We start from the raw sequence: 20,935 nt of genomic DNA, 5'->3' as shown, positions 1-20,935 counted from the left end.
ATGAGTGGTTGAAAGATTAACGTGGAAAAAGCTGGCCTGGGAGCTGGCTTTTTTTTACACCCCATGGGTGATAGTAGGTTGGATATTCGGTTATATGCCGTGGTTGCTTTTGGCAGCTACGGCATTGCAGCTTGTGTGGCATTTGCATAACCAAGTACGTTTATCTTCTTGGTTATGGGATGAAAAACGCCTCACGCCACCGTCTGGTAGCGGTAACTGGGAATCTTTGTTCAATGGGTTGTATCGCTTACAACAGCGCCAACGCCGCAAACGAAAAGAGCTTACTAATCTTATTCGTCGATTCAGAAATGGTGCAGAATCGCTACCCGATGCGGTAGTGGTATTCCGTGCTGAAGGCAATATTGTTTGGTGCAACAAGCTGGCTCAGCACTTACTGGGCTTCCATTGGCCAGAAGATTCAGGTCAACCTATCTCGAATCTCATTCGTACACCTGATTTTATCAAGTACCTCAACAAGAAAGACTTCTCAGAGCCATTAGAAATGCGTTCACCACTCAACGTCGAACGGATGCTGGAATTGCGTATCGTACCGTATACCGAGGGGGAGCACTTGATGGTAGTGCGTGATGTGAGCCAGTTAAAACAACTTGAGGGAATGCGTCGCAACTTCTTTGCCAACGTATCTCATGAACTGCGTACACCAATGACGGTGCTACAAGGTTATTTGGAGATGACTGAAGACCCTGATATGGTCGTGGGTCCAATGTGGAGCAAAGCTCATGGTGTCATGACGGAGCAGCTTAACCGCATGAACAGTTTGGTGAACCAACTACTGACACTATCTAAAATTGAAGCGGCACCTATGCATGAGCTTGAGGAAGTCGTGAATGTGCCCGCGATGCTTGAAGTGTTAGAAAAAGAGGCGGTTAGCCTTAGTGGGGACAACCAACATAAATTGAAATTTGATGTTGATGCTAGCCTACGCGTGCTGGGCGATGATGACCAGTTACGTAGTGCTATCTCTAACCTCGTTTATAATGCCGTCAAATACACACCGCCTGGTGCGAACATTAATGTTCGTTGGTTCCAGACCTCTCAAGGCGCATGCTTAGAGGTGGAAGATAGTGGTGATGGTATTGAACCTCAGCACCTCCATCGACTTACTGAGCGTTTTTATCGAGTGGATAAAGCAAGATCACGTGATACTGGAGGAAGTGGTTTAGGGCTTGCCATTGTAAAACACGCGCTGAGTCACCATGACTCTCATTTAGAAATTCACAGTGAAGTAGGCGTGGGCAGTAAGTTTTCTTTCGTATTGCCTGAGCGTTTGGTGGTGAAATAATGGCTTTACGATTGGCAAAAACATTCAGTTTATTCGCGCTTGTTTGTTCCTGTATGGCTGGCGCTCAAGATAAACCATTGCCGAGTTATCATAAAACGACGGGGATTGTCGGGAACTTGCTCTCTGTTGGCTCCGATACACTTGCGGGTATGACAACGCTTTGGGTTGAAGAGTTTAAATCCATTTACCCGAATATTAATGCGCAAGTCCAAGCGTCTGGCTCTTCTACTGCCCCCCCAGCATTGACCGAACAAACAGCTCAGTTTGGTCCCATGAGCCGCCCTATGCGTTTAAGAGAGGTTGAAGCGTTTGAACGTGAACATGGCTACAAGCCAACTGCGCTCAGGGTCGCCATCGATGCAATCGGTATTTTTGTTCATCAAGATAATCCAATTCAAGGGCTTAACTTTAGTCAGTTAGATGCTTTGTTTTCTGCCACGCTACGCTGTGGTGAAAGTCAATTTGTCACAAACTGGCAGCAACTCGGTCTTGAATCACAGTGGGCAAAGCGAAACGTCCAGTTGTTTGGTCGTAACTCCGTTTCTGGAACTTACGGTTACTTCAAAAGCAATGCCTTGTGTGGCGGCGATTTCAAGACCCGAGTTAACGAGCAGCCAGGCTCCGCGTCAGTTGTGCAAGCTGTAGCGTCAACCATCAGTGGAATTGGTTATTCCGGTGTCGGTTATCGAGTGGCAGGCGTGCGCTTAGTCCCTGTAGCTAAAATGGGAAATGACTATGTGACTCCAACGCGAGAACATATTGTTAGCGGTAAGTACCCACTATCACGTTACTTATATGTTTACGTGAATAAGCATCCTGATTACCCATTAACACCAATTGAAGCTGAGTTTATTCGCTTTATCTTTTCTGCTCAGGGACAAGCGTTGGTTGAGAAAGATGGTTATGTGCCCATTACGGCAGACTTTGCAGAAGAAGAGTTAAAAAAAGTCGGCCTGTAAGCCGACTTTTTATTTAGGTATGGACAGTACGAGATCAGAAAGTGAGTGTCCACTTCGCGCTGTCCCAACGTTCTTGTTCTTCCTGTAAATCCGCGTGAAGTAATTTATTGTTTTCTAGCCATGCTTCATCTGTGCAGGTGAGAATCCATTCGTCATTTTTGATAGATAAGGTGATATCAGGCAATGGATCTTCATTACGCTGCCCATTTAATACGACAGAAAGTCGTAATATTTTGATGAGGCTTATAACGTCACTCTGTTTATAGAGGTTGAAATCTGGTAGTTCTTGCAATTTGAGCGCTTTACGCTGGAAGCGAGCTAATGTTGCAAGCACTAATTGCTGCTCACGGTTGAAGCCTTGTAGGGTGGAGTGCAACAGAATATAAAAAGAGTGGCGATGGAAACTACGCAAGTTGATACTTAATCCGACTTCATGAAGCAACGCTGCCCACTCTAGTAAGTCAAATAACTCACTCTTTTTCTTAATGCCTAGTTCAGAGCGTACCTGACATAACATCTCACGTGCATGCCCCTTAACACGAGCGGCATGCTCTAAGTCGACTCGGTGCTTGTTGGCTAAATTTTCTGTGGTGCGCATGCGAATATCGGAGCGTGCGAAACGTTCTTCCATTTCGTACAACAGGCCTTCGCGTAGAGCACCATCGGAGAAAAACATTTGCTCAATGCGAAGCGCTTTGAAAATCGCGGACAAAATCGCTACGCCTGCTGCGAATACGGGTTTACGTTCTTCTGTTAGACCCGCCAGCTCAATATCTTCAATGGAATCAAATTTACACAGAGTTTCGATAAGTGTATCCAGTCGACTCGCTGTGATCAGGCCATCTTCAAAACCTAATCCTACTAGCACTTCTTGAATCGCTTTGATGGTTCCTGATGAGCCGAGAGCAATATCCCAGCCCTTTTTACGATATGTTGAAGCGATGGACTCGAGTTTTTGTTCGGCAGCTAACATCGCCTTGCTGAAGTTCTTTCCTGACAGTTTGCCGTTTTTAAAGTGTTGCTCTGTAAAACTGACGCATCCCATCTGTTTACTGTTGAGAAGTTCAGGCTCAAATTCTTGTCCAATAATCATCTCGGTACTGCCGCCTCCGATATCGATGACTAGTTTGGAGTTGGATTCTACTTGAGTGTGCGCGACGCCTAAGTAAATCAGGCGGGCTTCTTCTTCTCCAGGGATAATTTCTATTGGGAAAGGCATCACTTCTTTCGCACGCTCGATGAAAAGGTGGGCATTTTTAGCGCGTCTTAGTGTGTGTGTGGCGGCGATACGTACATTTGACTCATCAAGCCCTTGCAACCTTTCAGCGAACATGGCTAAGCATTCTAGCGCACGCTCCATTGCGGCGTGACTTAAGTTCAATTCACTGTCGAGTCCTGATGCTAAGCGAACACGTTGTTTATGACGACTAACCAGTTGTAGGTCACTGCCGACAACTTTGGCCACCACCATATGGAAACTGTTTGAGCCGAGGTCTATCGCGGCAATGTAGCGAGTATCTTGTTCAAGTATTTGAGGCATCTGAATTTTGTTTTCTAGTTTGCTTTTCTATATTTTTAAGATAGTCATAGATAGCGATTTGAGAGCGAACTTTTTTGCGATTACCTCGTGGTACGTAAGCGTTACTCATTTCTTTATCTATTAAACGAGCCTTTACTGTATCGGTAAAATGGATATTCGTTATATCAATAATTCTCTGTTTCAAACGTGGATCACGGACTGGTACTGCTACCTCGATACGGTGATCAATATTTCTTGTCATCCAGTCTGCGGAGGAGATATAAACTTGCGGATCGCCATCATTGTGGGTGATCACCACGCGAGGGTGCTCAAGAAAGCGGTCAACAATACTGATGATGCGAATATTGTCGCTGATCCCCTCAATGCCCGGTACTAATGAGCACATGCCTCGAATGATCATGTTTATTTTTACACCGGAAGTACTTGCTCCATAAAGCTTATTGACGATGCCTTTATCGACTAGGTTATTGACCTTAATCGTAAGAGCGGCTTTTTTCCCTAGCTTGGCATTCGCAATTTCATTATCGATTAAGCGGTAGATTTGGGTTCGAGAATTACGAGGAGATACCATAAGGTGATTGAACTTCACTGGTCGGTATGGATTCTCAATGTAACCGAAGACATTACGGACTTCATTAGTGATTTCTTGATCTGCCGTAAGCAGGGAGAAGTCGGTATAAATTCGTGCCGTCTTCTCATGGAAGTTGCCTGTGCCGATGTGTGCGTAGCGAATAATTTCTTCACCTTCGCGGCGGCTAATCATCAGTAGCTTTGAGTGAATCTTAAGACCAGGCGCACCAAAGATGACGTGCACACCCGCTTCGGTTAATACTTTTGACCATTCGATATTGGCTTCTTCATCAAAGCGAGCTTGCAGTTCGACGACTACAGTGACATTTTTGCCGTTGTGCACCGCATCAATTAAAGAGTTCATCAAGCGAGAATCTTTCGCGACGCGATAAATGTTAATCTTGATACTAAGTACTTTTGGATCGAAGGAGGCTTGGCGCACTAATTCACTAATGTGGTCAAAAGTGTGGTAGGGATAATAGAGCAGAATATCTTTCGCTTTAATCGCGTCAAAGCTGTTGGCATAACCTTCGAAATCGGCACATTTCATTGGCGGGAGAGGTTTATTTTCAAGATACTCTCGTCCAACATTTGGAAACCCGATGAAGTCTTTAAAGTTGTGATAGCGTCCGCCGGGGATAAGATTATCGTAGTTAGAGATATTAAGTTTGTTACACAGAAACTCTAACATTTGAGGCGGCATATCGCGTTCGTAGACGAAGCGAACGGGCTTTGCTGTCAGTCGCTGATTGACACCCTCTGACATTTGTTCAAGCAAGCTGTACTCGATTTCATTGCGTAAATCGTATTCAGCGTCACGCGTCATTTTCATCGCATAGCCGCTAAGCTCATCATAATCAAAAAAGCCTTTGAACAGCTCGTCCAAACAGTGGCGGATAATATTATCAAGTAAGATGATGGTTTTTCGACGCTTTCCTTTCTTTTCTGGTACCATCACAAAGCGGGGAAGGTGATCGGTCGGAATTTCGATCAGAGCGTACTGGTAATGTTCTTCTTTACGCAGTTCTACGGCGATGTAAGCGTACTCGTCTTTGAGAAATTGCAGAACATCGATCTCGTCTTTCATTAGGAGGGGAGTGATATGCGGCATTACCTCTCTACGGAAGTATTTCGCGATCCACTTTTGTTGCGATTCATCCAGTTGTTGCTCGTTGACCAAGAAAATGCGACGTCGTGCCATTTCTCGAATCAATTCGCTGTAAAGCTCATCAAATTGTTCGTTAAGCTTTAGTGCTTTCGACTGCATTTTGGTTAACAGTCGTTTAGGGCTATCACTGCCACCGCGCTCTTGGCTGATTAGGATTCTGCGCTTCACGTCCGCAAAGCGTACTTTGTAAAATTCATCTAAATTGTTGGAAAAGATCCCAAGAAAGCGAATACGTTCGATCAAAGGGACGGTTTTATCGGCAGCTTCTTGTAATACTCGTTCGTTGAAAGACAACCAACTCAGCTCTTTTTCTATATATAGTTTTTCTGCGCTCATAACCTTACCTAGCCAAAAGTGAAGTAATACGTACTCATCTTGGAAAAATGGATGAGTGAGAACATTATGAGATTTTCATTACAGATTTATTTCATACCACGCATTGCATAAGAGTTGTATTCTTTTCAGGTGTTTAATGTGATCTGTAATATAATTGTCATCTTAACGACATATTCTAGTACTAAGTCAAAAAAGGTAGAGATTTAAATGGCACAAGCCGAGTTTTCATTGCAGGAAAAAGATAAGAAACGACTGATAAAAGATCGTTTAGTTCGACTTGCAGTGACATCCGGTGGTGTCGGCGTACTCGCGGCGCTTATTTTGATCTTTGTCTACCTCGCCATGGTGATCATTCCGCTTTTTTCTGATGCGGAGATCAAAACCAACCAAGCCATTCGAGCCACTCATATTGAAACACCACTTGCGATTTCAGTGGATGATTACGCTCAGCTTGCGTTCGTCCTAACCCAAAGTGGTGAGATTCAATATTTGTCGATGGACGAGCCTACGAAACCTGCGGTGTATAAACAGCAAATCGTCCAGAAACCCGTCGCTTTCTCTCAATCTGCTCCTGGGCTAGGTTGGTATGGATTTGTTGATGGGCAGGGTAAAGCGAACCTTTTCAAGCCAGAATTTAATGCCACGTTGAGAGAAAATACACGTCCTCCGGAAGTGATTGAACTAGACACCAGCATGGATCTGACACTAAGTACGCCTCAAGATCCTGTGACTCAGTTTGTATTTGCAGCTTCGACGCCCTTACCAACGGTTGTTTGGCAGACGCAAAGCGGTGAAGTGAAAGCTCGCTGGCAAGTGGCTTCGTCTTTGGGTACGCCTCCTACAACGATCGATTTTACGTTCTCTTCAGGTTTTGATACGCCTCAGCAAATGTTATTGACACCTGACGGTGAAACGCTTTATTTGCGCGATGGCTCTGAGTTGATCGTGTTAAAGAAAACCGCACGTAAATTTGCTGTGCGAGAGGTGGTCGATCTCACTCAAGGTGATAAGAAGCATTCCGTTCGTACGATAGACTTATTGGCTGGTGCTTACTCGCTTTTGGTGACGCACAACGATGGTCGGGTGTCGCAATGGTTTGATACGCTGCAAGAAGAAAAACGCACGTTAACGCATATTCGTGATTTTAAATTGGCATCAGAGCTTAAGTATTTGTTGCCGGATTCTCATCGAAAAGGATTTTATAGCTTTTACACCAACGGCACGTTGCAAAGCCATTATACAACCAGTGAAAAACTGGTGTTGTTTAAGCGTGCGTACAATCAAGCGCCCGCAATCGCAGCAATGTCTAACAATGAACGCTACTTAATCACTTGGCAAAATAATGCGTTAAATGTTGCGGAAGTGGACAATACCTATCCGGAAATTTCATTGTCTTCATTATGGCAAGAAGTGTGGTACGAAGGGTATCCTGAGCCTGAATTTGTGTGGCAATCGACTTCGGCGAGCGATAACTTTGAGGCTAAGTTCAGCCTAGTACCTATTGCGTTTGGAACGATAAAAGCGGCGATGTTTGCGATGCTGTTTTCAGTACCGCTCGCAGTGCTAGGTGCTATTTATACGGCTTACTTTATGTCGCCACGCATGCGTCGTGTAGTAAAACCGTCGATTGAGCTAATGGAAGCACTGCCGACGGTGATCATAGGTTTCCTCGCGGGATTGTGGTTCGCGCCTATTGTCGAAGATCATTTGATTACGATCGTCGTTATGCTGTTTGTTTTGCCCTTGAGCACCATGATTATGGGCGGGCTATGGGCATTAATACCGCAACCTTTGCGGAATCGTCTGCCTAATGGTTGGCATGCTTTAGTGCTCATGCCTGTCATATTGGTACTGATTGGGCTTGGAGTGTGGATTTCGCCTACGATTGAGCAGACGTTCTTTGGTGGCGATATGCGCTTATTCTTAACCGAGCATGGTATTGGTTACGATCAACGCAATGCATTGGTGGTGGGGTTAGCGATGGGGTTTGCTGTTATCCCGACGATTTTTACCATTGCCGAAGATGCCATTTTCTCTGTACCGAAGCATTTATCGGATGGCTCTTTGGCATTAGGGGCCACGCCTTGGCAAACTTTAATCTATGTTGTCTTGCTTACTGCAAGCCCAGGTATTTTTTCTGCCATTATGATGGGCCTGGGACGCGCTGTTGGCGAAACCATGATTGTGTTAATGGCAACGGGCAATACGCCATTAATGGATTGGAATATTTTGGAAGGATTGCGCAGCCTGTCGGCGACCATCGCCGTTGAGTTGCCAGAGTCGGAAGTTGGAAGTTCGCATTATCGCCTGCTGTTCCTAGCTGCATTGATTTTATTTGTGTTTACGTTTGCAGTAAACGCGCTTGCGGAGTGGGTTCGTCAGAGACTGAGAGATAAGTACCGTGCGTTGTAATAATGGTTTGAATAAAGAGCGAGTAATAACGTGTTAAATTGGATTCGTTCTGGCGCACCGTGGATATGGCTAACAGGCGGTGCAGTCAGCATCAGTTTGTTGTCGGTATTAGGGTTGTTACTCCTTATCGGCTGGAAAGGCCTGACTTACTTTTGGCCAGCGCCCTTGTATCAGTGGAATGTTGCAGCGCTGACTCCTGTACAAGGCGAAGTGCTACATGAAAATACTATTCTGATTGGTCAGGTGTATGAGCGCAGCTTTGTACCGAAGAGTTATTTGCCTGAAAGCGCAGCACAACAGTTAGAAGACGATGAAGATTTTGCCACGCGACTCAGTATCAAAATCGCTAACCGAGAGTTGTATCCCGCCGATTTTATCTCCGTATTACAAATGCAGTTGGATGAGCCCACGACGCCAAAAGAGTGGGCGGTGATAGAGCGCAGTAGCGGTGGTTATTTCTTTGGTAAGCTGGTGGCGTTTCAAGATGGCGATAATATATACACCAGTGATATTCAATCGGTACTAAATAAAAAGCTTGATGATGCAGAAACTCTGCGCCATGAGATTGATTCTTTGGTGGTCGATCAGCTCAAAGAGCTTGGTTGGAAGCTAGAGCAGTTGCGATTAGAAAAGCGCAAGCATGAATTGAATGACACGCTGACAGAAAGCTTCTTAAAGGAAAATCAGACGAAAAAAGAGCAGATAGAAAAAGCGCTTGCGACGTTAGATTTGCAACTTGATGGTTTACGACTTCAGCTCTCTGACTACGCCTTGATTGCCGAGGATATGACCGGGTTACAAGTATCGATTCCGCTCGAAGATATTTTGGACTACTGGTATCCAAACCAAATGTCACTGCCTGATAAAGTCATGCATTGGGGAAAACAGGTTTGGAAGTTTTTATCTGAAGATCCAAGAGAGTCAAACTCCGAAGGAGGCGTGTTCCCTGCGATATTTGGTACGGTTTTCTTAGTACTCATTATGTCGATCATTGTGATGCCACTTGGGGTGATCGCCGCTATCTATCTACATGAATATGCTAAGAATAACGCTCTAACCAGAGTTATTCGTATTGCGGTTATAAACCTAGCGGGTGTTCCATCGATTGTTTATGGCGTGTTTGGTTTAGGTTTCTTCGTTTATACGATTGGTGCCTCTATCGACAACGTATTCTATGCGGAGAAGCTACCGGCACCAACCTTTGGTACGCCGGGTTTGTTATGGTCAGCACTAACTCTTGCTGTGCTGACGCTTCCAGTTGTGATTGTGACGACAGAAGAAGGTTTAACTCGAATTCCGAGCTCCGTACGACATGGCTCTCTGGCACTTGGTGCAACTCAGTTCGAAACGCTATGGCGCGTGGTTTTGCCTATGGCGACGCCAGCTATTATCACAGGTTTGATCCTTGCGATTGCGCGTGCAGCTGGCGAAGTAGCGCCACTGATGCTGGTGGGAGTCGTGAAATTGGCATCCAGTTTACCGGTTGACGGACAATTCCCTTATGTGCATTTGGATAGAAAGTTCATGCATTTAGGTTTTCACATTTACGATGTTGGCTTTCAAACCTCCAACATCGAAGCGGCGCGACCATTAGTTTATGCTACCTCTTTCTTACTCGTGACAGTGATTGTCGGGCTAAACTTAACAGCAATCAGTATTCGCAATAATTTACGAGAAAAATACAGAACGTTAGGACAAGATTAAGTATGTTTAATTTTGATAGTACATTAGGTTATGAGCCACCATTGGATGTTCATAATTTAACGGATGAACAAACAGCCATCTCAATCGAGAACCTTAATCTGTTCTATGGTCAAACTCAGGCGCTGCATGATATTTCGATGCGAATTCCCAAAGGGCGAGTCACCGCTTTTATCGGTCCTTCAGGGTGTGGAAAGTCGACGTTATTACGTTGCATCAATCGCATGAACGACTTAGTGGAAGGATGTCGAGTCACAGGCAAAGTGCGTCTCCATGGCAAGAATGTTTATCATCCTAATGTCGATGTTGCGACACTTCGACGCCGAGTGGGAATGGTGTTTCAAAGACCCAATCCATTTCCTAAGTCTATTTATGAAAACGTAGTTTATGGCTTACGCTTACAAGGTGTAAAAAACAGCCGCAGTTTAGATGACGCAGTGGAGCGATCCTTGCGCTCGGCGGCGTTGTGGGATGAGGTAAAAGACCGCTTGCATGAGAACGCATTTGGCTTATCTGGTGGTCAGCAACAGCGCTTGGTCATTGCGCGCGCGGTGGCGATTGAGCCGGAAGTCCTGTTATTGGACGAGCCAACATCAGCATTGGATCCAATCTCAACTTTAACTATTGAAGAGCTTATCAATGAGCTGAAGACTCAATATACTGTGGTTATCGTTACCCATAACATGCAACAAGCGGCGAGAGTGAGCGATCATACTGCATTCATTCATATGGGTAAGTTAATTGAATACTCTGACGCGGACTCGATCTTCACTTCGCCAATGAAGAAACAGACCGAAGATTACATTACGGGTCGCTACGGTTAAGTCGCGACTCTATACGGAATAAGGAACATCATGCACTTTGGACGTCATATTTCAGGACAATTTAACGTAGAGCTAGAATCGATTCGTACTCATGTATTAACCATGGGAGGCTTGGTAGAACAGCAGCTTTCGTATGCTATTCAAGCCTTGCATAAAGAAGACATCGAACTGGCGCGTAAGGTTGTGCGTGACGATCATAAAGTGAATGCGATGGAAGTCTCGATCGATGACGCTTGTACACGCATTATTGCTAAGCGTCAGCCAACGGCAAAAGACTTGCGCTTAATCATGGCTATCATCAAAACGATCACTGATTTAGAACGTATCGGTGACGTGGCGACACGTATTGCTTACGTTGCCATTGAAAGCCCATCATCAAAAGAACGACAATTCCAAGTGTCGTTAGAGCCTCTCTGCCGTCAGGCAATTAATATGCTGCATCAGGTTTTAGATGCGTTTGCCCGCATGGATGTAGAAGCGGCAGCAGAGGTGCATAAACAAGATGACAAACTAGACGCCGAGTATGAAGCGGTGATTCGTCAGTTGATGACTTACATGATGGAAGATCCAAAAAATATCCCTAATATTCTGCAAGTGATGTGGTCGGCACGCGCGATTGAACGCGTGGGGGACCGCTGCCAGAACATCTGTGAATACATTATTTACTTTGTGAAAGGGAAAGATGTACGCCACCTAGGTGATCAAAGTATTGATGACGTACTGAAGTAACTGACTTCAACAAATAGACCAGCTTTTAGGCTGGCCTATTTATTAGAGAGAAGGAAAGCACGTTAATATTTATCAGGAACGAAGGTCTGATCATCAATGGGCGCTCTGACGTAACCTTCTTTATTGAGTTCAGGTAATTCGATAGGTGAGTACTCAAGTGCTTTGTAATCAATCTGGCTTAGTAAATGACTGATACAGTTCAAGCGCGCTTTCTTTTTGTCATCAGAAGGGACGACCCACCAAGGGCAGTTTTTCGTGTCTGTATAGGCAAACATCTTATCTTTTGCTTCCGAATACTCCGCCCAGCGATGACGTGACTCTAAATCCATTGGGCTGAATTTCCAACGTTTGATCGGCGTATTAATTCGACCTAGAAAACGTTTTTCCTGCTCTTCGTCTGAAACCGAAAACCAATACTTAATCAGAATAATCCCAGAGCGTTGCAACATTCTCTCGAATTCAGGGCAAGAGCGTAAAAACTCCTCGTATTCGTCTGGAGTACAGAACCCCATGACTTTTTCGACACCTGCTCGGTTATACCAACTTCGGTCAAATAAAACGATTTCACCAGCAGATGGTAAATGAGCGACGTAACGTTGGAAGTACCATTGCGTTTTTTCTTTTTCTGTCGGTGCAGGCAGAGCCACTACGCGACAAACACGCGGGTTTAGCTTTTCTGTAATTCGCTTTATCACTCCGCCTTTGCCCGCAGAATCACGTCCTTCAAACAGAACCACCACTTTTAACCCTTTGTGTTTGACCCACTCTTGAAGTTTTACGAGCTCAACTTGAAGGTTTTTGAGCTCCTTTTCGTATTCCTTTTTCTTCAATTTAGACATACACCTTTCCTCACTCCTTGATAAACAATATGTTAGCACTCAAAAGCTATGCGCGTGAGGTTACGGTCGTCTATTTGAGAGCTGCTACGACATCGGTAATGGCTTGTGTACTTGTGATGGGGATTAAAAAATCATCGACATCGGATGCGCCCATTTTGCTTTGTTCAGCAACAAAGGTCATTTGGCTAGGGCGTGTGGTTTTGCCTGACAGATGGATTTCAGGAACTTGAGTGTCTTCTACTAACGCACGTGCGTTACTCGCATTAACGCCAGCCCCCGCCATGATTGCTATGCGTCCTTGGGCTTGCTTAACCAAAGCTCTAAGCACATCGATCCCTTGTGGTGCTGAAGGCGAAAGACCGGAGGTTAAAATACGTTCACAACCTAAGCTGATCACTTCTTCCAAAGCTTTTTCAGCGTCACGACACTGGTCAAAGGCACGATGGAAGGTCACGCCTAAGCCAAGCGCTTGAGCAAATTCACACAGCGTAGCCGCGTAAGGCATATGAATATCACCGTCTTGAGTGAGCACGCCGAACACGACACCGTTCAAGCCTGATTGGTGAGCTGCTTCAATATCCCAACGCATCATTTCGATCTCTTCTTCATTGTAGAAGAAGTCACCTTGGCGTGGGCGGATCATGGCATAAACTGGAACACTCGAAAGCTTAGCCGCTTGCTGCATAAAGCCATAACTGGGTGTTAGTCCGCCTAAAGCCAAAGAGGAGCAAAGTTCAATCCGAGTGGCGCCGCCAGCAATGGCGTAGTGCAGAGATTCAATATTATCAATACAGACTTCTAGGTGAGTAACCACGTTCATTCATCCTGCTAACGTTACAAATAGGTGTTGTGGCTAAGATATTAACAGGGCAAGTAAGCAGAATCTGTATGGAGGGGATGATAAATAGAGGTAAAGTTTACGCTGAAGCGTTACCTCATTTTGGCGGTTTATCTGAAGGAAAAAGAAAGCCCAGAGCAGAGGCTCTGGGCTTTGATAGGACTTTACTTAGACTGATTGGCGTTTGCGGTTTTCCGCATTAGCTTATTGCTTTATATACATCCAACCATCACACCCGTTGAGCTAGGGTGAAGGTCTATTATTTTTTGCCTAGGTCAGCTGCGTGCTCAGATAGGAACGCTGCAACACCTTTTGGAGATGCGTCCATACCTGCTTTACCTTCTTCCCATTGTGCAGGACATACTTCGCCGTGCTTCTGGTGGAAGTTAAGAGCGTCAACCATGCGTAGCATTTCGTCGATGTTACGGCCTAGTGGTAGGTCGTTAACTACTTGGTGACGTACAACGCCTTCTTCGTCGATTAGGAAAGAACCACGGAAAGCAACGCCTGCTTCTGGGTGCTCAACGTCGTAAGCTTTACAGATTTCGTGCTTAACGTCAGCAACTAGTGGGTACTTAACTTGACCGATACCGCCATCTTCGATAGCAGTGTTACGCCATGCGTTGTGAGAGAACTGAGAATCGATAGAAACACCGATTACTTCAACACCTTTAGCTTGGAAGTCAGCTAGACGGTTGTCGAATGCGATTAGCTCAGATGGGCAAACGAAAGTGAAATCTAGTGGGTAGAAGAATACTACTGCTTTCTTACCTTTAGTGAACTCTGCAAAGTTGAAGTTTTCAACGATTTCACCGTTACCTAGAACAGCTGCTGCAGTAAAATCAGGGGCTTGACGACCTACTAGTACCATTTTTTTGCTCCTAAAAAGTATGGTTAGCTCCAAACCGAATTCAGTTGTGTCGGTTTGGTTCGTGTTTGTACGAGACAAACTATAGTACAGATTGTAGTATTGAAAAAAGCGAAATAAATAGATTGAGTTAATCGAAAAAAACGATAATAACAAAACTCTTAACTCGATCACTGGAACGGCGGTAGATACAAATACAATTATGAATAAATGGCCCAGTTTGAAGCAGTTACACTATTTAGTCACACTGCATGAAACAAGACATTTTAGTGACGCTGCAGAGCGTTGTTTTGTCAGTCAGTCGACTTTAAGTAAGGGTATTCAAAACTTAGAGGAATTGATAGGTTGTCCCTTATATGAAAAGAAAGATAAGAAAAGTCCACTGGTTTTTACCCAAACAGGAGAAATGGTAGTAAAGCAGGGGCGAGAGCTGTTAGCAAAAGGGCAAGATTTGGTCGAGCTTGGACGTATGTGCCAAGGCGACGATATGCAAGGCCAGCTAAAAGTAGGATGTATACCAACAATTGCTCCGTTTTTACTGTGTGATTTGGTACAAGAGGTGAACTACCGTTTTCCACAACTGAATCTTTTATTAAGAGAAGACACGACGACAAACTTACTTCAAGCGCTCAGACATGGTGAGCTGGATGTGCTTATTTTAGCGTTACCAGTCGAAATTGATGGGATGGAAAGCCGAGTAGTGGGTAAGGATCCGTTTCGAATGGTTATAAGCGCTAATCAAGCCCAATCGGTCCCTGTGCCGATTCGTTACGCGGATTTACCTGACGAATCCGTCTTTCTACTAGAGAAAGAACATTGCTTAACGGAACATGCGGTATCAGCGTGTAAATTAACAGACAAAGAAAAAATCAATCCGTTTACGGCAACCAGCCTCCATACACTGGTGCAAATGGTTGCGAATGGTTTGGGAACAACGTTCATTCCTCAAATGGCTATCGACCATGGCTTGCTGCATAACCAGAATTTAGTCGTGATCGATCCTCCTGGTAAACAAGCTTATCGCGAAATCGGCTTAGTTTGGCGTCCGAGCTCGTCAAGAACGAAAACATTTAATCAACTTGCAGAAGTCGTTTCAGAGCTGCTTTAGCTATTAGTATTAGCCCTTACTTCTCCATTATTTATCTAAAAGCGCACTGGAAACAGTGCGCTTTCTAGTATTTTATTCTGTTGGTAAACTTTGACTTGTAAAATTTTACAGCTCTTCTTTGATGAAGCTTTCATAAAATAGTGAAATTTCACAATGTTAATTTTACACAAAGCCCTGCATACCTTGTTTGACCCCTGTTTAAATACATCTCTTCAGCCCTTGTGAATACAAGGTGTTTGTTTACCAGTCTATATTCATACGCTTGTTTGAAATGATAAAACGACTTTAAATTTAATGTAATTTTATTACGTAATAACTTACAAAATAAGGCGCTTGATAGATGGTTTTTACCTTGCGGAATAAAACTTTGAATTTTCTGTTTTGTTTATATTGGGGGTTTCACTAAACCCCTTGTTGATATAGCTTATTTAAAGGCCGATACGACTTATGTCTAGATTGAAAATACACGTAGCATTACGCAATCTATCGGCATGGCTAGACGAGTTGAACACAAAGTTAAAGGATGTAATTTGTTGTTCATAACTTACAAATGTAGCTTTACGCTGACTGCCCAAGATTGATAAAGCACGTTAAGGATGAATGATTATGCTTGCTCAGACAGAACAAAAAACACAACAACTAAAGCAAACCCAAGGCATGCTTGAGGTGAATGGAGTCGTTGCTCCAGAACATCAAGCAATTTTCCCTGTTGAAGCCCAAACCTTTTTATCTCTACTGTGTGAAAAATTTGCCGGACGTGTTGAACAGTTGCTGGAAGCAAGAGAAGAGAAGCAAGCACGTATTGATGCTGGTGAGCTACCAGATTTTCTACCAGAGACACAAGACATCCGTGAAGGAAGTTGGAAGATCCTAGGAATCCCACAAGATCTGCAAGATCGCCGTGTGGAGATTACCGGACCAACTGACCGCAAGATGGTGATTAACGCACTGAATGCGAATGTAAAAGTGTTCATGGCAGACTTCGAAGATTCAATGTCTCCTGCATGGAGTAAAGTGCTAGATGGTCAAATTAACTTGCGCGATGCTGTTAATGGCACCATCAGTTACACCAATCCTGGCAATGGCAAACATTATCAGCTGGAAGATGACCCAGCGGTGTTGATCTGCCGTGTTCGCGGCCTTCATTTAAAAGAAAAACACGTTACGTGGCACGGTCAGATCATTCCAGGTGCGCTATTCGATTTCGCTCTGTATTTCTATAACAACTACAAAGCGTTACTTCAAAAAGGCAGCGGCCCTTATTTCTACCTTCCAAAACTGCAATCGCATCACGAAGCGAAGTGGTGGAGCGAAGTGTTCCATTTCACGGAAGACTATTTCGGTTTGGATACAGGCACGATCAAAGCGACTGTGCTGATTGAAACCTTACCAGCGGTATTTGAAATGGACGAGATTCTGTTCTCGCTTAAAGAACACATCGTTGGTTTGAACTGTGGTCGCTGGGATTACATCTTTAGCTACATCAAAACATTGAAAAAACACTCAGACCGAGTACTGCCAGATCGCCAAGTGGTAACGATGGACAAGCCATTCTTAAACGCTTACTCGCGATTATTGGTACGTACTTGCCATAAACGAGGTGCTTTCGCGATGGGAGGAATGGCCGCATTTATCCCAGCTAAAGACCCGAAAGAGAATCAAAAAGTATTAGACAAGATCCAGACTGACAAATCGTTAGAAGCTAACAACGGCCACGACGGTACTTGGGTGGCTCATCCAGGTTTGGCTGACACTGCTATGGAAGTCTTTAGTGCTGTGCTGGGTGAACGCACCAACCAGTTGGATGTGAGCCGTGCAGAGGATGCGCCTATTACAGCAGCTGAACTGCTTGAGCCTTGTGAAGGCGAGCGCACTGAAGGCGGAATGCGCCACAATATTCGCGTTGCGCTGCAATACATCGAAGCTTGGATTTCTGGCAATGGTTGTGTGCCGATTTACGGACTGATGGAAGACGCAGCAACGGCAGAAATCTCACGCGCCTCTATCTGGCAATGGATTCAACACGGCAAGTCGCTAGACAACGGATTAAAGGTCACTAAAGAGCTGTTCGAGCTCTATCTCAAAGAGGAGATTGAAGTCGTGAAGCAAGAAATTGGCGAGCAGCGCTACCATGCGGGTCGATTTGAAGAAGCAGCAGACTTAATGGCAAGGCTCACGACGAGCGATGAACTGACCAACTTTTTGACAGTTCCTGGTTATGACTACCTGGATTAATAAAGAATAACTGTAACACCAATAACGTGAAGGATTTTCAAGGCAGATAGGGAAGTACTGCCTGAGAACGGAAACTCAACGCACACGCATAAAGTGCAAATTATAAAGAGGGATAGACCAATGACTAACTTAACTCGCCGCCAACAAATTGAAGCTCTGGAAAAAGACTGGGCAACTAACCCACGCTGGAAAAATGTGAAGCGTACTTACACTGCCGAGGAAGTGGTGGAACTGCGTGGCTCTATGGTGCCTGCAAACACAATTGCACAACGTGGTGCAGACAAACTTTGGTCACTGGTCAACGGTAGTGCGAAAAAAGGTTACGTAAACTGTCTTGGTGCGCTAACGGGTGGTCAAGCCGTTCAACAAGCTAAGGCAGGTATTGAAGCGATCTATCTGTCAGGCTGGCAGGTAGCGGCGGATAACAACACCGCTTCGACGATGTATCCAGACCAATCTCTTTACCCAGTAGATTCTGTACCGTCAGTAGTAAAGCGTATCAACAACTCATTCCGTCGTGCAGACCAAATTCAGTGGGCTGCTGGTAAGACGCCTGAAGATGAAGGTGGTATTGATTACTTCCTACCTATCGTAGCGGATGCTGAAGCGGGCTTTGGTGGTGTGCTTAACGCTTACGAACTAATGAAATCGATGATCGAAGCCGGTGCCGCGGGCGTTCACTTTGAAGACCAGTTAGCATCGGTGAAAAAGTGTGGTCATATGGGGGGGAAGGTATTAGTTCCTACGCAAGAAGCGGTACAAAAGCTCGTTGCAGCTCGTTTGGCTGCTGACGTAGCGGGAACAACAACATTAGTTATTGCTCGTACTGATGCGAATGCGGCGGATCTCATTACTTCAGATTGCGACCCATATGATAAAGACTTTATTGAAGGTGAGCGTACTCAAGAAGGTTTCTACCGCGTTCGCGCGGGTATCGACCAAGCTATCTCTCGCGGTCTGGCTTACGCACCATATGCAGACTTGATTTGGTGTGAAACGGCTACGCCATGTTTGGAAGAAGCACGTAAGTTTGCAGAAGCAATTCACGCTGAATACCCAGATCAATTGTTGGCGTACAACTGCTCGCCTTCATTCAACTGGGAGAAAAACCTAGATGCAGAAACCATTGCTAAGTTCCAACAAGAGCTTGCAGACATGGGCTACAAGTACCAATTCATCACGCTAGCAGGCATTCACAACATGTGGTTCAACATGTTTGAACTGGCACACGCTTACGCTCAAGGTGAAGGTATGCGTCATTATGTTGAGAAAGTTCAGCGTCCTGAATTCCAAGCAGCTGAAAAAGGCTATACGTTTGTTGCGCACCAACAAGAAGTAGGTACAGGTTACTTCGATAGAATGACCAATACTATCCAAGGTGGTAACTCTTCAGTGACAGCATTGACAGGTTCGACCGAAGAAGACCAATTCTAATTGGCAGAGAAACACTTCCTTAATCAGCGTCAGTAATGGCATTTTGAGCGGCAACCCTGCCGCTCTTTTTTCGTTTAACCGGTGTAAAAACGAAACTTACAACAAAGAGAATACGCTTGCGTACTACTCTTCCTGCTCGATTTCTTCAGGTTCCACTTCTTCTTGTAGTTCCAATAAGTTAATCGCAATCGTCACGAAGTCACTATCAGTAATAATGCCGACCAATCGACCTTTGGTGACAACAGGTAGACAGCCAACTTTATGCTTTTGCATATAGATAGCGCTCTCTTTGAGCCCCGCGATAGGCTCTGCCGTCATGATGTTGGTGTGCATCATTTCGTAGAGCGGTGTGTCTAAAGTAAAAGATTGTTCAGCCTCATCTGGGTGCAAGCTCGATTCTTGAGCAGCAAGAATGTCGCGTTGAGTCACCAAGCCTTGTAAGTGGTTATTGGCATCAACAACCGGAATGTGTCGAATATCAAGCGCATCCATCATGCTTTTTGCATCACGCAAGGTGTGCGTGCGCAGTAAGGTATGAGGATTACGAGTCATCATGTCTTCAACCTTGATCATAGAGACCTCCAGCGGCATTGTCCTTCTCTTAAATATAGAGAATATTTTTCTGTATATCTGGGAGCTAACTCGTTTTTCATCAATTAAATAGCACAATGCTGATGGGCTGCGTAATCTGTGTTTTATTGGTGTTTTTATTAATTTGAATAAGTCGGTTTGTGTGCGAGTCAGTTGGCATTTTTAGTTGATATTGAATGTGTTCCCAAGGTAATCCAATGAATTGAATCGCACATTTTTATTCGCTGGATTTTCCAAGATTCTTCTCTCGAAGAAGATACGTCCAGGCTTACCAAATTGAAGACAGCAACCTAGATGAAACGAACAACGTGTAACAAACTTATTGCGCTGGCAGTGGCGGCATTCAGTGTGCCATCAACACAGGCGATTGTGTTAGGAGATGAACAAACCGATCCTGTTGACCGCGTTACTTTGCGAGCAAGTAATATGGCAGAGTTTCCGCTGTGTGGTGGAACGATGCTGACAGAGCAATGGGTACTGACTGCGGCGCACTGTGTGGTGATGGGACAAGGAACCAATGAAGCAACCTACTATGTGACCCCGCCGGGTGAGCTGTCGGTGAATGCGAATGTGTATGAACTTAATTCTGCAGGGCTTGATAACTTCTATCCGGTGTCTCACGTTGTGGTTCATCCGGATTACACTCGGATTTCAAAAGCTGAGACCGACAGTAATGGCAACGTGAAACCTATCCAAACCGGTTTAGATTCAGACATCGCGTTGCTGTATCTCACGCGCCCAGTGGCAAACGCGAGCTTTGCTGACCTAGCGAGTAAAGTTGACATGGAGAGTATCGAAGCACGTTTGGTGGCGGATTGGAATGATAATTACCTGACCAATCAACGTGTCGAAAATGTGCAAGTGTTTGGATGGGGGACTACTCAGCCGGATGCTTCTGAACCTTCTAATACGCTCAAAACCACCATTAGCACATTTTTACCCATCGACAAATGTTATGAGCGTTTAGAAATTGGCAGCAGTTTTCCGGGGATCATTGATTCAAGAGACAACCAAACCAAAATTTGTACGCTACCAACACAAAACCATGTATTGGAGCCAGATAGCCATACTCAATATGGCAACTCTGCATGTAAAGGTGACAGTGGTGGCCCGTTGGTCGATGTGGCGACCGGCAAACAAATTGGTATTGTTAGTGGCGGCCCCCTTATTCTACCAACGTGTGGCTCTTTGACGATCCCAAGTTTCTACACCAAGGTGAGCCACTATTACGACTGGGTACAGTCTTACATCACTGCCGATGCGCCACCAAGTCGTTACATCATTGCGCCGAATTTTATCAAAAGTGCTAACAATGAAAGTGGTGACAATAAAGAGTGTCACGATGGCATTGCGACCAATAACTGTGATTTCAAAGGCTCAGATGATGAAGGTGGCAGTCTAGGGTTTTGGTTATTGGGTTTATTCGTGCCGTTATTCTTGTGGCGAAAGCGTGAGGTTTGATAGGGCGATTGGAATGCCA

Annotated in this window: 16 protein-coding genes and 1 pseudogene; 11 read left to right on the top strand and 6 right to left on the bottom strand. The window is 44.9% G+C overall.

The genetic code is table 11. From position 1 onward, the window contains the following. The first annotated feature begins 4 nt into the window (after window positions 1-4). Together phoR and R7P67_RS13335 are read left to right on the top strand one after the other, a co-directional pair. A complete protein-coding gene (gene phoR / locus R7P67_RS13340) occupies window positions 5-1,303 on the top strand; it encodes a phosphate regulon sensor histidine kinase PhoR (RefSeq protein ID WP_005383667.1) in 1,299 nt (432 codons plus the stop codon). After that, on the top strand, window positions 1,303-2,262 hold the full coding sequence (locus R7P67_RS13335; protein ID WP_017821959.1) for a PstS family phosphate ABC transporter substrate-binding protein: 960 nt from the start codon (window positions 1,303-1,305) through the stop codon (window positions 2,260-2,262). Before phoR ends, R7P67_RS13335 begins: the two co-directional genes overlap by 1 nt. Before the next feature lie 34 nt (window positions 2,263-2,296). Here R7P67_RS13335 and ppx read toward each other — a convergent pair whose 3' ends face one another. Both ppx and ppk1 read right to left on the bottom strand, forming a co-directional pair. Further along, entirely contained in the window at window positions 2,297-3,802 is a 1,506-nt protein-coding gene (ppx, locus tag R7P67_RS13330; RefSeq protein WP_262653860.1) for an exopolyphosphatase, read from the bottom strand. Next, on the bottom strand, window positions 3,786-5,876 hold the full coding sequence (ppk1, locus tag R7P67_RS13325; protein ID WP_262653858.1) for a polyphosphate kinase 1: 2,091 nt from the start codon (window positions 5,874-5,876) through the stop codon (window positions 3,786-3,788). Before ppk1 ends, ppx begins: the two co-directional genes overlap by 17 nt. A gap of 207 nt (window positions 5,877-6,083) precedes the next feature. Between ppk1 and R7P67_RS13320 the strand changes: the two genes are divergently transcribed. The 5 genes and pseudogenes from R7P67_RS13320 (at window position 6,084) to phoU (ending at window position 11,542) form a co-directional block, all read left to right on the top strand. Beyond that, the gene (locus R7P67_RS13320; RefSeq protein ID WP_262646160.1) at window positions 6,084-8,288 is read left to right on the top strand and encodes an ABC transporter permease subunit; all 2,205 of its coding nucleotides are present in this window, start codon (window positions 6,084-6,086) and stop codon (window positions 8,286-8,288) included. A gap of 30 nt (window positions 8,289-8,318) precedes the next feature. Continuing rightward, window positions 8,319-8,550: pseudogene (locus R7P67_RS26800) on the top strand (phosphate ABC transporter, permease protein PstA); the annotation flags it as partial. 128 nt (window positions 8,551-8,678) lie between these two features. Further along, the gene (gene pstA / locus R7P67_RS13315) at window positions 8,679-9,992 is read left to right on the top strand and encodes a phosphate ABC transporter permease PstA (RefSeq protein ID WP_406707384.1); all 1,314 of its coding nucleotides are present in this window, start codon (window positions 8,679-8,681) and stop codon (window positions 9,990-9,992) included. A gap of 2 nt (window positions 9,993-9,994) precedes the next feature. After that, window positions 9,995-10,813 (top strand): phosphate ABC transporter ATP-binding protein PstB, encoded by an 819-nt coding sequence (gene pstB / locus R7P67_RS13310; RefSeq protein WP_005381745.1) that lies wholly within the window; start codon window positions 9,995-9,997, stop codon window positions 10,811-10,813. Window positions 10,814-10,843: 30 nt separating this feature from the next. Continuing rightward, entirely contained in the window at window positions 10,844-11,542 is a 699-nt protein-coding gene (phoU, locus tag R7P67_RS13305; protein WP_005381744.1) for a phosphate signaling complex protein PhoU, read from the top strand. A gap of 62 nt (window positions 11,543-11,604) precedes the next feature. Here the strand turns inward: phoU and ppk2 are convergent, their stop codons facing one another. From ppk2 to R7P67_RS13290, 3 genes are all read right to left on the bottom strand, one after another. After that, window positions 11,605-12,381: a polyphosphate kinase 2 gene (gene ppk2, locus R7P67_RS13300; protein WP_318086000.1), complete on the bottom strand. Its 777-nt coding sequence runs from the start codon at window positions 12,379-12,381 to the stop codon at window positions 11,605-11,607. A 70-nt stretch (window positions 12,382-12,451) separates the two neighbouring features. Beyond that, on the bottom strand, window positions 12,452-13,195 hold the full coding sequence (locus R7P67_RS13295) for a copper homeostasis protein CutC (protein WP_395228340.1): 744 nt from the start codon (window positions 13,193-13,195) through the stop codon (window positions 12,452-12,454). 283 nt (window positions 13,196-13,478) lie between these two features. Further along, window positions 13,479-14,090, bottom strand: a complete 612-nt coding sequence (locus R7P67_RS13290) for a peroxiredoxin C (RefSeq protein ID WP_005381738.1) — start codon at window positions 14,088-14,090, stop codon at window positions 13,479-13,481. 199 nt (window positions 14,091-14,289) lie between these two features. Between R7P67_RS13290 and R7P67_RS13285 the strand changes: the two genes are divergently transcribed. From R7P67_RS13285 to aceA, 3 genes are all read left to right on the top strand, one after another. After that, the gene (locus R7P67_RS13285) at window positions 14,290-15,195 is read left to right on the top strand and encodes a hydrogen peroxide-inducible genes activator (RefSeq protein WP_005383681.1); all 906 of its coding nucleotides are present in this window, start codon (window positions 14,290-14,292) and stop codon (window positions 15,193-15,195) included. Between the two features lie 606 nt (window positions 15,196-15,801). Then, window positions 15,802-17,430 (top strand): malate synthase A, encoded by a 1,629-nt coding sequence (gene aceB / locus R7P67_RS13280; RefSeq protein ID WP_017820561.1) that lies wholly within the window; start codon window positions 15,802-15,804, stop codon window positions 17,428-17,430. Window positions 17,431-17,550: 120 nt separating this feature from the next. After that, complete coding sequence (gene aceA / locus R7P67_RS13275) at window positions 17,551-18,864, top strand: isocitrate lyase (protein ID WP_005381733.1); 1,314 nt, start codon at window positions 17,551-17,553, stop codon at window positions 18,862-18,864. Window positions 18,865-18,987: 123 nt separating this feature from the next. Here the strand turns inward: aceA and R7P67_RS13270 are convergent, their stop codons facing one another. Further along, on the bottom strand, window positions 18,988-19,437 hold the full coding sequence (locus tag R7P67_RS13270; protein WP_017820562.1) for a CBS domain-containing protein: 450 nt from the start codon (window positions 19,435-19,437) through the stop codon (window positions 18,988-18,990). Window positions 19,438-19,749: 312 nt separating this feature from the next. Here R7P67_RS13270 and R7P67_RS13265 point away from each other — a divergent pair, with 312 nt between their 5' ends. Then, the gene (locus R7P67_RS13265) at window positions 19,750-20,916 is read left to right on the top strand and encodes a trypsin-like serine protease (protein ID WP_053302967.1); all 1,167 of its coding nucleotides are present in this window, start codon (window positions 19,750-19,752) and stop codon (window positions 20,914-20,916) included. Window positions 20,917-20,935: the final 19 nt, after the last annotated feature.

The sequence above is a fragment of the Vibrio sp. Vb0937 genome (genome assembly GCF_033338855.1).
The sequence above is the reverse complement of the archived record's forward strand: the minus strand, read 5'-3'. Positions and strand labels throughout refer to the sequence as shown.

Coding starts and splice junctions, on each gene's coding strand:
- pstB (WP_005381745.1), top strand. CDS start 9,995: ATGTTTAATTTTGATAGTACATTAGGTTATGAGCCACCATTGGATGTT.
- aceA (WP_005381733.1), top strand. CDS start 17,551: ATGACTAACTTAACTCGCCGCCAACAAATTGAAGCTCTGGAAAAAGAC.
- R7P67_RS13285 (WP_005383681.1), top strand. CDS start 14,290: ATGAATAAATGGCCCAGTTTGAAGCAGTTACACTATTTAGTCACACTG.
- R7P67_RS13335 (WP_017821959.1), top strand. CDS start 1,303: ATGGCTTTACGATTGGCAAAAACATTCAGTTTATTCGCGCTTGTTTGT.
- R7P67_RS13265 (WP_053302967.1), top strand. CDS start 19,750: ATGAAACGAACAACGTGTAACAAACTTATTGCGCTGGCAGTGGCGGCA.
- ppk1 (WP_262653858.1), bottom strand. CDS start 5,876: ATGAGCGCAGAAAAACTATATATAGAAAAAGAGCTGAGTTGGTTGTCT.
- ppk2 (WP_318086000.1), bottom strand. CDS start 12,381: ATGTCTAAATTGAAGAAAAAGGAATACGAAAAGGAGCTCAAAAACCTT.
- R7P67_RS13320 (WP_262646160.1), top strand. CDS start 6,084: ATGGCACAAGCCGAGTTTTCATTGCAGGAAAAAGATAAGAAACGACTG.
- aceB (WP_017820561.1), top strand. CDS start 15,802: ATGCTTGCTCAGACAGAACAAAAAACACAACAACTAAAGCAAACCCAA.
- ppx (WP_262653860.1), bottom strand. CDS start 3,802: ATGCCTCAAATACTTGAACAAGATACTCGCTACATTGCCGCGATAGAC.
- pstA (WP_406707384.1), top strand. CDS start 8,679: ATGCAGTTGGATGAGCCCACGACGCCAAAAGAGTGGGCGGTGATAGAG.
- R7P67_RS13270 (WP_017820562.1), bottom strand. CDS start 19,437: ATGATCAAGGTTGAAGACATGATGACTCGTAATCCTCATACCTTACTG.
- R7P67_RS13290 (WP_005381738.1), bottom strand. CDS start 14,090: ATGGTACTAGTAGGTCGTCAAGCCCCTGATTTTACTGCAGCAGCTGTT.
- phoU (WP_005381744.1), top strand. CDS start 10,844: ATGCACTTTGGACGTCATATTTCAGGACAATTTAACGTAGAGCTAGAA.